This window comes from Hydrogenophaga taeniospiralis (genome assembly GCF_020510445.1).
In the GTDB taxonomy this organism is placed as follows: domain Bacteria; phylum Pseudomonadota; class Gammaproteobacteria; order Burkholderiales; family Burkholderiaceae_C; genus Hydrogenophaga.
Map to the genome: position 1 here is coordinate 3,443,335 of NZ_JAHBAG010000001.1, position 13,977 is coordinate 3,457,311.

17 protein-coding genes are annotated in these 13,977 nt (G+C 66.3%); 4 read left to right on the forward strand and 13 right to left on the reverse strand.

Features of this window, described 5'->3' with window-relative positions:
* Positions 1-2: 2 nt before the first annotated feature.
* The 4 genes from KIH07_RS16445 to rlmB form a co-directional block, all read right to left on the reverse strand.
* Positions 3-1,241, reverse strand: a complete 1,239-nt coding sequence (locus KIH07_RS16445; RefSeq protein ID WP_226493000.1) for a Yip1 family protein — start codon at positions 1,239-1,241, stop codon at positions 3-5.
* A 47-nt stretch (positions 1,242-1,288) separates the two neighbouring features.
* Positions 1,289-1,642, reverse strand: coding sequence for a hypothetical protein (locus KIH07_RS16450; protein ID WP_226493001.1), 354 nt, complete (start codon positions 1,640-1,642; stop codon positions 1,289-1,291).
* Entirely contained in the window at positions 1,643-2,302 is a 660-nt protein-coding gene (locus KIH07_RS16455) for an SIR2 family NAD-dependent protein deacylase (protein WP_226493002.1), read from the reverse strand.
* Positions 2,303-2,690: 388 nt separating this feature from the next.
* Positions 2,691-3,437 (reverse strand): 23S rRNA (guanosine(2251)-2'-O)-methyltransferase RlmB, encoded by a 747-nt coding sequence (gene rlmB / locus KIH07_RS16460; protein WP_226493003.1) that lies wholly within the window; start codon positions 3,435-3,437, stop codon positions 2,691-2,693.
* 51 nt (positions 3,438-3,488) lie between these two features.
* Here rlmB and KIH07_RS16465 point away from each other — a divergent pair, with 51 nt between their 5' ends.
* Positions 3,489-3,860, forward strand: a complete 372-nt coding sequence (locus tag KIH07_RS16465; protein WP_226493004.1) for a thioredoxin domain-containing protein — start codon at positions 3,489-3,491, stop codon at positions 3,858-3,860.
* A 50-nt stretch (positions 3,861-3,910) separates the two neighbouring features.
* Positions 3,911-4,165 (forward strand): thioredoxin, encoded by a 255-nt coding sequence (locus KIH07_RS16470; protein WP_226493005.1) that lies wholly within the window; start codon positions 3,911-3,913, stop codon positions 4,163-4,165.
* Positions 4,166-4,169: 4 nt separating this feature from the next.
* Here the strand turns inward: KIH07_RS16470 and KIH07_RS16475 are convergent, their stop codons facing one another.
* Positions 4,170-4,856 carry an ABC transporter ATP-binding protein gene (locus tag KIH07_RS16475; RefSeq protein ID WP_226493006.1) on the reverse strand — a complete coding sequence of 229 codons (687 nt, stop codon included), beginning with the start codon at positions 4,854-4,856 and terminating at the stop codon, positions 4,170-4,172.
* 15 nt (positions 4,857-4,871) lie between these two features.
* On the opposite strand from KIH07_RS16475, the gene KIH07_RS16480 reads away from it, so the two are divergent.
* The gene (locus KIH07_RS16480) at positions 4,872-5,537 is read left to right on the forward strand and encodes an arylesterase (RefSeq protein ID WP_319004812.1); all 666 of its coding nucleotides are present in this window, start codon (positions 4,872-4,874) and stop codon (positions 5,535-5,537) included.
* A gap of 6 nt (positions 5,538-5,543) precedes the next feature.
* Positions 5,544-6,620 (forward strand): tRNA 2-selenouridine(34) synthase MnmH, encoded by a 1,077-nt coding sequence (gene mnmH, locus KIH07_RS16485; protein ID WP_226493007.1) that lies wholly within the window; start codon positions 5,544-5,546, stop codon positions 6,618-6,620.
* 46 nt (positions 6,621-6,666) lie between these two features.
* Here mnmH and KIH07_RS16490 read toward each other — a convergent pair whose 3' ends face one another.
* From KIH07_RS16490 to hflK, 8 genes are all read right to left on the reverse strand, one after another.
* Positions 6,667-6,870 carry a hypothetical protein gene (locus KIH07_RS16490; protein WP_226493008.1) on the reverse strand — a complete coding sequence of 68 codons (204 nt, stop codon included), beginning with the start codon at positions 6,868-6,870 and terminating at the stop codon, positions 6,667-6,669.
* A 33-nt stretch (positions 6,871-6,903) separates the two neighbouring features.
* Complete coding sequence (locus tag KIH07_RS16495) at positions 6,904-8,094, reverse strand: cystathionine beta-lyase (RefSeq protein WP_226493009.1); 1,191 nt, start codon at positions 8,092-8,094, stop codon at positions 6,904-6,906.
* Positions 8,095-8,099: 5 nt separating this feature from the next.
* Complete coding sequence (locus KIH07_RS16500) at positions 8,100-8,624, reverse strand: phosphoribosyltransferase (RefSeq protein WP_068168848.1); 525 nt, start codon at positions 8,622-8,624, stop codon at positions 8,100-8,102.
* Between the two features lie 100 nt (positions 8,625-8,724).
* Positions 8,725-10,113 (reverse strand): adenylosuccinate synthase, encoded by a 1,389-nt coding sequence (locus KIH07_RS16505; RefSeq protein WP_413465755.1) that lies wholly within the window; start codon positions 10,111-10,113, stop codon positions 8,725-8,727.
* A gap of 13 nt (positions 10,114-10,126) precedes the next feature.
* Positions 10,127-11,293: an ATP phosphoribosyltransferase regulatory subunit gene (locus tag KIH07_RS16510; protein ID WP_226493010.1), complete on the reverse strand. Its 1,167-nt coding sequence runs from the start codon at positions 11,291-11,293 to the stop codon at positions 10,127-10,129.
* A gap of 112 nt (positions 11,294-11,405) precedes the next feature.
* Positions 11,406-11,594 carry a DUF2065 domain-containing protein gene (locus KIH07_RS16515; protein WP_226493011.1) on the reverse strand — a complete coding sequence of 63 codons (189 nt, stop codon included), beginning with the start codon at positions 11,592-11,594 and terminating at the stop codon, positions 11,406-11,408.
* A gap of 12 nt (positions 11,595-11,606) precedes the next feature.
* Positions 11,607-12,494 carry a protease modulator HflC gene (gene hflC / locus KIH07_RS16520; RefSeq protein WP_226493012.1) on the reverse strand — a complete coding sequence of 296 codons (888 nt, stop codon included), beginning with the start codon at positions 12,492-12,494 and terminating at the stop codon, positions 11,607-11,609.
* A 38-nt stretch (positions 12,495-12,532) separates the two neighbouring features.
* Positions 12,533-13,852, reverse strand: a complete 1,320-nt coding sequence (gene hflK, locus KIH07_RS16525; protein ID WP_226494733.1) for an FtsH protease activity modulator HflK — start codon at positions 13,850-13,852, stop codon at positions 12,533-12,535.
* Positions 13,853-13,977: the final 125 nt, after the last annotated feature.

Below are 13,977 nucleotides of genomic sequence, written 5' to 3' on the forward strand. Positions count from 1 at the left end.
GCTTATTTCTGGCGCTGCAAGCCCGCCATGCCCTTGGTGTCCAGGGCCGCCACGGCGCCGCGCACGGCATCCATGTCGAGGTTGTTGCCACTGACTTCAACCATCACGCCGTTGGGCAGCATCAGGGCCATCTCGGCACTGCTGCCGTCCTTGCGGTATTCCTCTTTGATGGACACGCCGTCCTTCTGGTAGATGCGCTCCACCTCTTCCTGGGTTTCGCGGTTGACCGTGGACTGGGCCCAGGCGCCCATGGCCATCGCCAGGGCGGGCACGGCGCCGATGTCCTGCACCTTGACTTCCAGGACGCGATCATCCTTTTCGTATTCGGCCGTGACGCTGGTGAAGTTCATGCCCATGGCGTTGTCGGACCGCGCTTCGAGCGTGTTGCGGCTCAGTCCCGCAAGCGAGGCCGGCACATAGCCCTGCAGCACATCGGGCGCGAAGGGCTTGCCGCCCTTCCCGCCCAGGGCCGCGCCCATCATTTCGTTCATGGCCTGGCCGGCCGCGGCGCTGTCGCCTCGGGCCTGAGCCTCTTCCATCTTCTTGCTCGCCGCTTCCATCTTTTTGCTGGCCTCTTCGAGCTTGGCCGTGTCCAGGGTGATCTCGGTGCCCGGCAGCTTGATGCTGACGTCGCCGGCGTCCGGGCGCCCACCACCCATCATGTAGCCCGGCCCGCCACCGCTGAACAATGCGCTGGCCGCGCCCAGGATGATCCCCGCGACAATGCCGCAGACCACCACCACGGCGGTGTACACCGCCGCCTTCTCCTTGGGCGCCTTCATCAGCACGGGGATGCCGGTGTAGACCAGATAGATGGAGTACAGCGCTGCGAGCAGCCCCAGCACCGCCAGCATGGGAATCAGGCTGAAGATGCCGCCCACCATGCCGGCGGTGGAGCCGAAGGCGATCAGCTTGAGCGCGTTGAGCTGGTTCTTTTCACCCTGGAAGCTGGGTGCCAGGGCGTTGGTGATCATGGCCAGCACGTAGATCATGACCAGCGAGAGCACGTAGCCCACCACCATGTTGCCCAGCCCGGCCAGGATCGGCACCCGAAAGCTCATGCCCATGGCACCGGCGCCCACCAGGCTCATGCCGATGAAGCCGGCCACGGCGGGAATCGCCGCGAGGTAGATCAGGTAGTTCTTGTAGATGCCCTGGGCATCGGTGGATTCCTGTTCGATGACCGGCCAGGTCTCCACCGGTTTGAGCAGGATGGCTTGCACGCGTTCGACGATGTTCATGGGTCACTCCTTGAAATGAAAGGACGGCTGCCTGAATGAAACCAGCTTCAGCGCGGGTTCTCGAAGAACACGGCGTTGGTGTAGTCGCTGATCTCGAAATAGACCTTCTTCTCGCCCGGATCGGCCTGCATGTTCAGGTTCTCGTCGAGCACGCCGTACCCATAGCGGTAGGCGCGGGGGGTGTTGTCGTCGGTGCCGAGCGCGGTGCTGATCTTGTCGATCCGCAGGAAGCGGCGCACCACCTTGTCGCCGGCATAGACCTCGAGCACGCCGTTGGTGCCGGTCCAGTTCTGGATCTCCCGACTGAACTTGTTCTGCTGCTCCTGGGTACAAGCCGCCGCAAGCAAGGCGACGCTCAGGACGGCGGCCAACCCGGCGCGTTGTGCAGATGTGCTCGTCATTCAATCCTCCAGCAGTGTTGGCAGGCATTGTGCCGCAGGTTCGTGCAGGCACAAGTCGGCCACGGCGTCCAGTTCGGTTGCCTCGGGGTTGATCACCACCACCCGGGCGCCGCGCCGGTGCGCGGTGTGCGCCAGGCCTGCGGCCGGGTAGACCACGCCCGAGGTGCCGATAACCAGCATCAGGTCGCAGCCGTTCGCGGCTTTTTGCGCCGCGTCCAGCGCGGGCAGCGGCAGCATTTCGCCAAACCAGACCACGGCCGGGCGCCGCAGGTTGCCACAGGTCGGGCAACGGGGCGGACGCCCCGTCTCCACGAACTCGGGGTGGCAACAGTCGCGCGGCATGTCCAGCCAACGGTCGTCGGCCAGGTTGCCGTGCAGGGCGATCGCGTCGGCGCTCCCCGCGCGCTGGTGCAGGCCGTCCACGTTCTGCGTGATGAGGGTGAGTCGGCCCGGGTGCCGCTGCTGAAAGGCCGCGAGCGCCCGGTGGCCGGCGTTGGGTTCTACGTTGGCAACCATGTCGCGACGGAACTGGTACCAGTCCCAGACGCGGCGCGGGTGGGCACGAAACGCGTCCTCGGTGGCCAGGTCTTCGGGTTTGAACCGTGCCCACAGCCCGGTCTGCGCGTCGCGAAACGTGGGCACGCCGGACTCGGCGCTCACTGGAGTACCTTCGCCCTGCGGGCTGCGGGCTGCGGGCTGCGGGCTGCGGGCTGCGGTGCGAGCTTGCTTGGGAACGGCCCGGCGCGGCGCTCATGCCCGCGCCGGTGAGTACCGCGATGTGGTTTGCGCTCCCGATCCACTGGCGAACCACTTGCGCAACGGACATGTCAGCCCTGCGGTGCGAAAGAGCAACTGTTCCAGGTGCGAGGGGATGCACCAGCCCAGGCCAGCACGGGGCCGGCTTTGCCGGACCGCTGCGGGCGCCCCCTGGAGGGGGCTGAGGGTCGCGGCTCCGAGCCTGCCCGCGCAGGCTTGGACGGCCCGAAGAAGCATCGACTCTGGCGATGCTGCGGCCTGCAGGGCACGCCGAAGGCGGCGCAGGGGTGATTCATCCCGTTCTTTGGCGCAACGCTTCGTAAAGACAGACGCCGCTGGCCACCGACACGTTGAGGCTCTCCACCGCGCCGCGCATCGGGATGCTGACCAGTTCGTCGCAGGTCTTGCGCGTGAGCTGGCGCATGCCCTCGCCCTCGGCGCCCAGCACCAGGGCCACCGGGCCTTTGAGGTCCACCTGGTACAGCGTTTTGGGGGCGTCATCGCTGGTACCGATGATCCAGATGTTGCGCTCCTTGAGTTCGCCCAGGGTGCGCGCCAGGTTGGTCACCATGAAGTACGGCATGGTTTCGGCCGCGCCGCTGGCCACCTTGGCCACGGTGGCGTTGATGCCGGCCGCGTGGTCCTTGGGTGCGATCACCGCGTGCGCGCCCGCGCCGTCGGCCACGCGCAGGCAGGCGCCCAGGTTGTGCGGATCGGTGATGCCGTCGAGCACCAGCAGCAATGGCGCCACGCCGTCGGCTTCCAGCTTCTCCAGCAACTCGTCGAGCGAATGCGCCTGGGGCAGCGCTTCGACCCGCGCGGCCACACCTTGGTGGCCGTGGCTGCCGGCGAGCTTGGCGATGCGCAGGCCGTCGGCCTCGATGAGCCGCGCGTTGGCTTCCCGGGCGCGCTCCAGGAACTGGCGCATGCGCGCGTCGCGCCGCGTCGGCTCGAAGTAGATTTCAATGATGGATTGCGGCGCGGTTTTCAGGCGCACGCCCACGGCGTGAAAGCCGAACAACACTTTGGGAGAAGACATCGCCCGATTATCGACGCAGCCGCCCGGGCCAAGGCCTGCGAGAATCCCGGCATGCCCAGCAACCCGTCTGAAACCCCCGAAACCCTGTCGGCCGTCTGCCTGTGCGCCGAATGGTGCAGCACCTGCCGCGACTGGCACGCCGTGGTCGAACAGGCGGCGCACGAGTTCAAGGACGTGCGCTGGCGCTGGCTGGACATCGAAGACGAGGCCGATCTGCTGGACGAACTCGACATCGACATCGAGACCTTCCCCACCATGCTGCTGGCGCGCGGCGATCAGGTGCTGTTCTTTGGCCCGATTCCCGCCCAGGCCGAGGTGCTGGCGCGGCTGGTCAGCACACTGCAAGGCGGCTCGGCGAGCGCGCCGGGCCTGACCGAACAGGTCGCCACCCTCTGGCAGCGGCTGCGCGGTCGGGCAACCTGATACTTCAGAGCACCGCTTCCAGATCGGCCACCTGCCCGGCTTCGATGGTGATGCGCCGCTCGCAGCGCTGGGTGGACATCGAAGACGAGGCCGATCTGCTGGACGAACTCGACATCGACATCGAGACCTTCCCCACCATGCTGCTGGCGCGCGGCGATCAGGTGCTGTTCTTTGGCCCGATTCCCGCCCAGGCCGAGGTGCTGGCGCGGCTGGTCAGCACACTGCAAGGCGGCTCGGCGAGCGCGCCGGGCCTGACCGAACAGGTCGCCACCCTCTGGCAGCGGCTGCGCGGTCGGGCAACCTGATACTTCAGAGCACCGCTTCCAGATCGGCCACCTGCCCGGCTTCGATGGTGATGCGCCGCTCGCAGCGCTGGGCGATGGCGCGGTCGTGCGTGACCAGCACCAGCGTGGTGCCCTGCTCGCGATTCAGATCGAACATCAGCTCCATGATCTTGCCGCCGGTGGCGAAGTCCAGGCTGCCGGTGGGTTCGTCGGCCAGCAGCACGGCGGGCTGCACCACAAAGGCACGCGCGAGCGCAACACGCTGCTGCTCCCCGCCCGACAGCACCTTGGGGTAGCTGGCGAGCCGCTCGCCCAGCCCCACCCGCTGCAACATGGCGGTGGCCGCGGCACGGGCGTCGCGCCGCCCGGCGAGTTCCAGCGGCAGCATCACGTTTTCCAGCGCGGTGAGGTTGCCCAGCAGCTGGAAGCTCTGGAACACAAAGCCCACCTTCTGCGCCCGCAGGGCGGCGCGCTGGTCTTCGTCGAGCGCGAACAGATCGACGCCATCGATGTGAACTGTGCCGCTGCTGGGCGTATCCAACCCGGCCACAATGGACAGCAGCGTGCTCTTGCCCGACCCGGACGCGCCCACGATGGCCGCGGTTTCCCCCTTGTTCAGGGTGAAATCGATATCGCGCAAAATCGTCAGGGATCCCGTGGAGTCGACCACCGACTTGAACACGTGCTGCACGGCAATCATCACTTCGGACATGGAAGGGCTCTCAAGTTGAATCGACGTCACTTTAACGCGCTGGGCCTGCTGGCCGCGGCAACGGGGTCTATCGGGAGCGCGTTGGCGCAGGCCGCGGCCAGCACCGCCAGCGACGCAGCGCCCGTCGTCCTGGTGGTGGGCGACTCGCTGAGCGCCGAATACGGCCTGCGACGCGGCAGCGGTTGGGTGGCCTTGCTGGCGCAGCGCCTGAGCAGCCAGAAGATGAACGCCCGTGTGGTCAACGCCGGTGTCAGCGCCGACACCAGCTCGGGCGGACGCTCTCGCCTGCCCGCCCTGCTGCGGCAACACCAACCGGCGGTGGTGGTCATCGAGCTCGGCGCCAACGATGCGTTGCGGGGTCTGCCGCTGTCCGTCACGCGCGACAACCTGCGCAGCATGGTGCGCCTGTCGCGCGAAGCCGGCGCACGGGTGCTGCTGGTGGGCATGGAAATGCCGCCCAACTATGGCGAGCGCTACGCGCAGGAGTTCCGCGAGGTGTTCACCCAGGTGGCGCGCGAGGAAAAGACCGCGCTCGTTCCCTTCCTGCTCAAAGGCGTGGCCGATCTCGAGGACCCCACCAAGCTGTTCCAGAGCGACCGCATGCACCCCAACGAGAGCGCCCAGCCCACGTTGCTGGCCAATGTGTGGCCGGCGCTGACCCCGCTGCTGCCGAAACGATAATCGGGCATGCCCGTTCACACCCTGCCCGCCGCCGAAGCCCTGGCCCGACTCGACAGCTTCGACACCGTCATAGACGCCCGCACCGAAGACGAACACGCGCTCGACCACGTGCCCGGGGCCATCAACTGGCCCACGCTCAACAACCAGGAGCGCATCGACATCGGCACGATGTACAAACAGGTCAACCCGTTTGAGGCCAAAAAGCGCGGCGCTGCGCTGTCCGCGCGCAACATCGCGGCCCACATTGAGCGCGAGGTGATCGACAAGCCGCGCAACTGGAAACCGCTGGTGTACTGCTGGCGCGGCGGCAACCGCAGCGGAGCCCTGGCCACCATCCTGGGCGCGATCGGTTTTCACGTCACGCTGATCGAAGGCGGCTACAAGGCCTGGCGCGCGGCCCTGGTCGAATCGATCCCGGCGCTCGCCACCCGCCTGCACTACCGCGTGGTCTGCGGCCCCACCGGCAGTGGCAAGACGCGCCTGCTGCAGGCGCTCGCCGCCCAGGGCGCACAGGTGCTCGACCTGGAGGCGCTGGCCAGCCACCGCAGCTCGGTGCTGGGCCACATCCCCGGGCAGGAACAACCCAGCCAGAAACGCTTCGACAGCCTGATATGGGACGCACTGCGGCACTTTGATCCGGCGCGTCCGGTGTATGTGGAGAGCGAGAGCAAGAAGGTGGGCAATGTGCGCGTGCCCGATGCGTTGATCGAGGCCATGCGCGAGAGCCCCTGCATCGACCTGCAGCTGTCAGACCCCGAGCGGGTGGCGCTGCTGCTGGAAGACTACGATTTTTTCGTGAAAGACAGCGATCATTTCTGCCACCGCCTGCAAGCCCTGGCCGAGCTGCGCGGCAAGGCGGTGGTGTCGACCTGGATCGAAAAAGTCCAGCAGGGACACACGCCAGAGGTGGTGCTCGAACTCCTGACCCAGCACTACGACCCGATGTACGCGCAGTCGATCGCGCGCAACTTCAAACGTTACGGCGAGGCCCTGCCCTGTGTGCTGCGCGACCGTTCGGCCGAGGCACTGGCCGATGCCGCGCGCGGGCTGCTCACCGCCGAACCCACCGCATCGCCGGCCTGATCGAGCACCGGTCGCCGCTCGGTGGGCGTGACGGGTCGGCGCGCCTTCAGTCGGCCGAGGTCGATCCTTCGCCGGCCGCGGGTGCCGCGTCGCCAGGGCCAGGGCCGGTGTTGTCCTCGCCCGGCCCTTCGGGCGCGTCGGAATCGCTGTGGTGCTTGCCAGCGGCCTTGGCTTTGAGCTTCTCTTCCTTCTTTTTCTTCTTGGCGAGCTCGCGCTGGCGTTTTTCGTATCCGTAGTTGGGAGTGGCCAAAGCAGTCTTTCGGGTGGGTGGGTTGAAGGGATGTCAGGCGTTGAGTGTGGCAATCGCCTGTGCCAGATCGGCACGCAGGTCGTCCACGGCCTCCAGGCCGACGGCAAAGCGCACCAGGCCGCCCTTGTGGGGCCAGGCTGCGGTGCGGATAGCGGACAGGTTGTAGGGCGCGCACAGGCTGATGGGACCGGCCCAACTCCAGCCCAGCTTGAACAAACGCAGGCTGTCACAGAAAGCGTCGATCTGCGTCTGGCTGAAGCGTTCATCAAACACCACGCTGAACAGGCACGCGGCCGCCTTGGCGTCGCGCCGCCAAGCTTCGTGGCCGGGTGAGCCGGGCAAGGCCGGGTGCAGCACCTGCACCACCCCGTCCTGCTGTTGCATCCAGGTGGCGAGTTCGCGCGCGCTGGCGTCTTGAGCGTGGTAGCGCAGCGCCATGCTGTTGAGGCCGCGCAGCACGAGCTCGGCATCGTTGCCGCTCACGCCCAGGCCGAGCCGCATGTGGCACAGCAGGACCTGCTGGTGCAGCGCCTCGTCGCGCGTGACGACGGCCCCCATGAGCACGTCGGCGCCGCCACTGGGGTATTTGGTCAGTGCCTGCATGGACACGTCCACCCCCAGTTCGAAGGCGTTGAACGCGATGCCCGCACCCCAGGTGTTGTCCAGCGCCGTGAGGATGGGCCGTTCAGCGCCACGCCCCTGGTTCGCCGAGCGCACCACGGCGACCAGCGCGGGGATGTCGGGAAACTCCAGCGTGATCGAACCCGGTGCCTCCAGCCACACCAGGCGCGTGGCCGGGCCGATCTTGGTGGCCAGATCGGCGGCATCGAGCGGGTCGTAGTAGCGGTGCGTGATGCCCCAGGCGGCCAGTTCCCCGGCAGCAAAGGTCTTGCCGGGGCCGTAGGCGTTGTCGGGCATCAACAGTTCATCGCCCTGGCGCAGAAAGGCCATGTCCACCAGCGACAGGGCCGACAGGCCGCTGGGCGCGAGCACGCAGTGGCGCCCGCCTTCCACGGTGGCGATGCGCTCTTCCAGAATGAACGTGGTGGGCGTGCCGTGCAGGCCGTAGGTATAGCCGCTCTTGTCTTTCCACTCTTGCGTGCGCAAGGCCTGCACGTTGGGGAAGATGACGGTGGACGCCTTGTGAACGCCAGGCGCGACGGCGTCGAAGCCCTCGGGTGGGCGATAAGGATGGTGGATCAGTTGGGTGGAAAGCTCGCTCATTCCGATCAGAGCTTCCATTTTTCGAGCAGTTGCGCCGGACGCATAGCGTCGTACCCCTCGAAGGGCTGATGAATCCAGGGGTTGGTGGGCAGGAACTCCACCGAATAATCGGGCGTGAACGTGGACAGCTGCTTGGTCCAGATCACGGCGCTGCGCAACTCGGTGATGGGGGCGTAGTTGTTCTTCAGCATCCCGATCACCGCCTTGAGCGTGTGACCCGAATCGGCCAGATCGTCCACCAGCAGCACCTTGCCGGCGATCTCGCCTTTGGGCGTGGTGATGTAGCGCGCGATGTCCAGATTGCCCTGCTGCGTGCCGGCGTTGGCGCGGTAGGAACTGGTCGACATGATGGCCAACGGCACGTCAAAAATGCGCGAGAGGATGTCGCCCGGGCGCATGCCCCCACGCGCCAGGCACAGGATGGTGTCGAACTGCCAGCCCGACTGATACACCTTGAGCGCCAGCTTCTCGATCAGGTTGTGGTACTCGTCGTACGAGACGTAGAGGTGTTTGCCGTCTTCGGTCAGCATGGGGTCTCCGGGGGTGAGGGACTGGCAGGATTTTGCACGAAGCCGGGGTCCGCCGGGCCATCGGCCCTGCCGGCACCCACGGCGGATGGCAGGCGGTCGCTCACCCGTGGTACGGGTGGTGCACCAGGATCGTGTGGTCGCGGTCCGGACTGGTCGAGACGATGTGGATCGGCACCCCGGTGGTTTCCTGGATGCGTTGCAGATACCGCTGCGCATTCACCGGCAGGTCTTCGTAACGCGTTGCACCGACCGACGAATCGCTCCAGCCGGGCAGGGTTTCGTAGATCGGGGTGCAGCGCGCGATCTCGTCGGCGCCCATGGGCAGGATGTCGATGGTCTGGCCATCGAGTTCGTAGCCGGTGCACAGCTTGAGCTCGGTCAGACCGTCCAGCACGTCCAGCTTGGTGATGCACAGACCGGAGAGACCATTGACCTGGGCCGAGCGCTTGAGCAGCGCGGCATCGAACCAGCCACAACGGCGGCTGCGACCCGTGGTCACGCCCTTTTCCGCACCCACCGTGGCCATGTGCCAGCCGGGCGTGCCCTCTTTTTCCCATTCCAGTTCGGTGGGGAACGGACCGCCGCCCACCCGGGTGCAATAGGCCTTGGTGATGCCCAGCACGTAGTGCAGCAGACCCGGGCCCACGCCGGAACCCGCCGCGGCATTGCCCGCCACGCAGTTGCTGGAGGTGACGAAGGGATAGGTGCCGTGGTCGATGTCCAGCAGCGTGCCCTGCGCGCCCTCGAACAGCAGGTTCGCGCCGGCCTTGTGCGCCGCGTTGAGCTCGCTCGACACGTCGGCGATCATGGGTTTGAGCCGCTCAGCCTGCTCCATGGCCTCGGCGAACACGGGCTCGAACTGGATCGCGCCGTCCCGCATGTAGGCAGCGATCTTTTCATCCCAGACCATGTCGGCCGAGTGCAGATAGCTGGTGAGCAGGTGGTTGTGCAGATCGAGCAGTTCGCGCAGTTTGGCGGCGAAACGCTCGGGGTATTTCAGGTCCTGCACGCGCAGCGCGCGGCGCGCGATCTTGTCTTCGTAGGCCGGGCCGATGCCACGGCCCGTGGTGCCGATCTTCTCGGTGCCGGCCTTCACCTTGGCGGCCTCGCGCGCGATGTCGATGGCCGCATGGAACGGCAGGATCAGCGGACAGCCTTCGCTGACGCGCAGGCGCGAGCGCACCTCTACACCGGCCTTCTCCAGCCCGGCGATTTCCTCGAACAGCTTGCCCACCGAGAGCACCACGCCGTTGCCGATGTAGCACTTCACACCCGCGCGCATGATGCCGCTGGGGATGAGGTGCAGCGCGGTCTTCACGCCATTGATCACCAGCGTGTGACCCGCGTTGTGGCCGCCCTGGAAGCGCACCACGCCGGTGGCGGTCTCGGTCAGCCAGTCGACCAGTTTGCCTTTGCCCTCGTCGCCCCACTGGGTGCCGACCACCACCACGTTGCGCCCGGGTACCACGGCGCTGTTGCTGTTCATCATCTGCTGTTTCCGGTTAAAGAGTCTTCACAGTCCAGGCCCCGGCATGCACCGGGTCGGACACCAGTTCGCGGTCGCACCGGAACTCATCCACTTCGTGTTCGTGGCCAGGCAAGGCACACACCACCGTGTGGCCCTCGCCGCGCAGCCGGGCAATGGCTTCGCGCAGCGAGGCATCCATGCCCCACGGCGCACGAATGGCGGCCACCAGCGGGCGCGGCGCAACGGCCGACACCAGCTCCTTGAGGTCAAGGCTGAAGCCCACCGCCGGGCGCTTGCGGCCGAACACCGCGCCGACCTCGTCGTAGCGCCCGCCGCGGGCCAGCTCGGCGGGCTCACCCCGCACGTCCCTGGCGAACAGCGCGAAGCGCATGCCGGTGTAGTAGGCATAGCCACGCAGGTCGGCCAGGTCGATGGACACCTCGACATCGGGCGTGTGCGCGGCCAGCCAGGCCAGGCTGTCGAGCGCTACGTGCAAGGCGGGCGATGGCGACAGGCCCCGCCGGGCCTCTTCCAGCACGGCGACGCCACCGAACAACCGCGGCAGAGCGCACAGGTCGTTGCGCACACGCTCAGGCAAGTCCGCGGCCAGCGCGCGCAACTCTGCCACGTCCTTGGCGGCCAGCGCGGCATGGATCTGCGCGGTGCGGTGGCCGTCCAGCGGCACGGGCGCGAGCACGGCGTCGATCACACGCACATCGGCCAGATCGAGCAACAGGCCGGTCACACCCGCACTGCGTAGGCAAGCCTGGGCCAATTCAAGGGTTTCAAGATCGGCTTCGAGTCCAGCGTGGCCGTAGATTTCGGCGCCGAACTGCAATGGCTCACGACTGGCCAGCGGGCGGTCGATGCGGGTGTGCACGACGGGGCCACAGTAGCTCAGGCGGGCCACGCCCTGGCGGTTGAGCAGGTGCGCGTCGATGCGGGCAACCTGCGGCGTGCTGTCGGCGCGCAGGCCGAGCGTGCGGCCCGAGAGCTGGTCAACCAACTTGAAGGTCTGAAGATCGAGCGCTTCACCGGTGCCCGTGAGCAACGATTCCAGGTGCTCCAGCAACGGCGGCATGACCAGCTCGTAGCCATAGCCACGCGCTGTGTCCAGCAACCCCCTGCGGAGTTCTTCGATGTGGCGAGCCTCGGAAGGCAGGACATCGGCAATGTGATCCGGGAGGACCCAGGCAGACATGGGCATTTTCGGGAGCTGTTAAAAACGTGATTTTACCGGGGTCGGAAACGGCATTCCGACCTTGCCGGACGTTGGCCTCAGTGGCCGGGTCTGGCGCCCGACAACCAGGGTCTCAAATCAGCCACCACCAGAGCAGCATGCCGGCGAGCAGACTGAGCAGGCCAAAGAAGCGCAGCTGGCCATCCTGAAGCTTGAGGATCTCACTGAACATGCGCCGCCAGACGCCCGGCGCGAAGAAGGGCAGCAGGCCCTCGAAGATCAACACCAGGGCCAGAGCGAGCCAGAACGCGTCGGCGGACACGCGCAACGCCCTTCAACGGGCCACGTCGCTGCTTCGCAGAGCCTTGAAGAAGTCCGAGGAAGGGTCGATCACCATCACGTCGGACTTGCTGGCGAAACTGGCCTTGTAGGCTTCCAGACTGCGGTAGAACTGGGCGAACGCCGGATCACGGCCGAAGGCTTCGCCGAAAGCGGCGGCGGCCTTGGCATCGCCCTCGCCTTTGATGAGCTGCGCGGCCCGGTAGGCCTGGGACACGATCACCTCACGCTGGCGGTCGGCATCGGCCCGGATCTTTTCGCCTTCGGCAAAACCGGTGGACCGCAGCTCATTGGCGACACGCTTGCGTTCGGCTTCCATGCGCTGATAGACCGACAGCGTGATGCTCTCGGCGTAGTCCACGCGGGTGATGCGGACATCCACCACGTCCATGCCCCAGGGCTTGTCGGCTCCCCGCACAGCGGCAAGCACCTCGCGCTTGACATCGTCCATGAGCTGCTCGCGGCGGGACGACAGCAGCTCGTTGAGCGTGCGCTTGTTGACCTCTTGCTGAAACGAGTTGCGCACCACTCGGTTGAGCTGCAAGGCCCCAGCACGCTCGTTGACGCCGACGTTGCGGATGTACTGCTGAGGATCGCTGATGCGCCAGCGCACGTACCAGTCGATCACCACGCGCTGCTTCTCGGCCGTCAGCGTGGGCTCGGTATCGGTGCTCTCCAGCGTGAGCAGGCGCTTGTCGATGTAGGACACGTTCTGGAACGGCGGGGGCAACTTGAAGTTGAGCCCCGGCTCGGTGACCACCTGCTTGATCTGTCCGAGCTGGAACACGACGCCGAACTGACGTTGGTCCACGACGAACAGCATGGAACTGGCGATCGCCAGCGCCACGATAAAGGAGGTGAGGATGAAACCCAGTTTGTTCATTTGCTTTGCTCTCTAGTCACTCGTACCCGGCCGCCGGCTCAGCGGCTCTCACGCTCGCGCGAGCGCGCGGCGTTGTCCTGGCTGCGGGACGTGGGTACGGACGACGGAATCGTCGGGCTGGACGTGGGCGCCGGGCTGGGAGCGGCGACCGGAGCCTGTGCAGCCATTTGCATGATCTTGTCCAGCGGCAGATACAGCAGATTCGATCCCGACTTGGAGTCCACCATCACCTTGGTCACATTGCTGTAGATTTCCTGCATGGCATCGACGTACATGCGCTCGCGGGTGACCTGTGGCGCCTTCTGGTACTCGGCCAGCACCGAGCGGAAACGTTGCGAATCACCCTCGGCCTGCGCCACGATCCGGGCCCGGTAGCCTTCGGCCTCTTCGGTCAGTCGGGAAGCCGCGCCGCGGGCCCGTGGCACCACATCGTTGGCATAGGCCTCTGCCTCGTTCTTGGCACGCTCACGCTCCTGGCCGGCTTTCAGCACGTCGTCGAATGAAGCCTGCACCTGCTCGGGGGGACGCACGCCACCCTGTTGCAGGTTGATGCCCACAACCTCGATGCCCACCTTGTAGCGGTCCAGAATGGACTGCATGAGGACCCGCACACGGGGCGCGATCTGGTCGCGCTCCTCGGCCAGGGCTGCGTCCATACGCATCTTGCCAACGACCTCGCGCACGGCCGTTTCGGCGGCTTTGACCACCGCGGCATCCGGGTCGCGGCTCTCGAACAGGAAGGCTCGCGCATCGTTCAAGCGGTACTGGACCGCGAACTTGATCTCGACAATGTTCTGATCGATGGTCAGCATCGCCGAATCGCGCAGGCCCGTGGCCGGCAACACGTTGTCGCCGCCCACGTCCACCGAGCGGATCTGCGTGACAAACACCGTCTCGTGACGCTGGATCGGATAAGGCAGACGCCAGTTGAAACCGGCGCCGACCGAGCTGTGGTATTTCCCGAACTGGGTGATGACGGCCTGCTGGCCTTCCTGCACGATGAAAAAGCCCGTGCCAAGCCAGATCAGGGCCACCACGCCAACGATCAGACCAGCGCCAATGCCTGTGCTCTTGGGACTCGGATTGAAACCGGGCATTCCCCCGCCACCCGAACCGTTGCCGCCTCCCTGCCCACCACGACCACCCTTGCCGCCCAGCAAGCCGCCGAGCTTGCGGTTGAAATCGCGCCAGAGTTCATCCAGGTCGGGAGGGCCCTGATTGGGGCCCTGACCGCGCGGTGGCTTCTGCTGAGGGCGGTCCTCGGTATCGCGTCCCGACTCCGACTCGTTTTGCGGCTTGTCACCGCCACGCGAGGCGTCGTCACCACGCCCCCAGCGGGGATCGTTGAGGTTGAACATGCCCAACAGGACACGCCAGCCGCGCCGGTTTTTGCCGTGAACGCCGGCCTCAACGCCACGCTCGGGTGATTGCAGATTCACATCCATGTGTTGCCAATTTCTTTTCGAATCAAAACCACGACATT

Bases quoted from the DNA above. Each gene is read 5' to 3' on its own strand.
- KIH07_RS16475 (WP_226493006.1), bottom strand. From the start codon at position 4,856: ATGTCCGAAGTGATGATTGCCGTGCAGCACGTGTTCAAGTCGGTGGTC.
- KIH07_RS16470 (WP_226493005.1), top strand. From the start codon at position 3,911: ATGCGCCGCTCGCAGCGCTGGGTGGACATCGAAGACGAGGCCGATCTG.
- KIH07_RS16445 (WP_226493000.1), bottom strand. From the start codon at position 1,241: ATGAACATCGTCGAACGCGTGCAAGCCATCCTGCTCAAACCGGTGGAG.
- rlmB (WP_226493003.1), bottom strand. From the start codon at position 3,437: ATGTCTTCTCCCAAAGTGTTGTTCGGCTTTCACGCCGTGGGCGTGCGC.
- KIH07_RS16465 (WP_226493004.1), top strand. From the start codon at position 3,489: ATGCCCAGCAACCCGTCTGAAACCCCCGAAACCCTGTCGGCCGTCTGC.
- KIH07_RS16505 (WP_413465755.1), bottom strand. From the start codon at position 10,113: ATGATGAACAGCAACAGCGCCGTGGTACCCGGGCGCAACGTGGTGGTG.
- KIH07_RS16510 (WP_226493010.1), bottom strand. From the start codon at position 11,293: ATGTCTGCCTGGGTCCTCCCGGATCACATTGCCGATGTCCTGCCTTCC.
- KIH07_RS16495 (WP_226493009.1), bottom strand. From the start codon at position 8,094: ATGAGCGAGCTTTCCACCCAACTGATCCACCATCCTTATCGCCCACCC.
- KIH07_RS16500 (WP_068168848.1), bottom strand. From the start codon at position 8,624: ATGCTGACCGAAGACGGCAAACACCTCTACGTCTCGTACGACGAGTAC.
- hflK (WP_226494733.1), bottom strand. From the start codon at position 13,852: ATGTTCAACCTCAACGATCCCCGCTGGGGGCGTGGTGACGACGCCTCG.
- mnmH (WP_226493007.1), top strand. From the start codon at position 5,544: ATGCCCGTTCACACCCTGCCCGCCGCCGAAGCCCTGGCCCGACTCGAC.
- hflC (WP_226493012.1), bottom strand. From the start codon at position 12,494: ATGAACAAACTGGGTTTCATCCTCACCTCCTTTATCGTGGCGCTGGCG.
- KIH07_RS16450 (WP_226493001.1), bottom strand. From the start codon at position 1,642: ATGACGAGCACATCTGCACAACGCGCCGGGTTGGCCGCCGTCCTGAGC.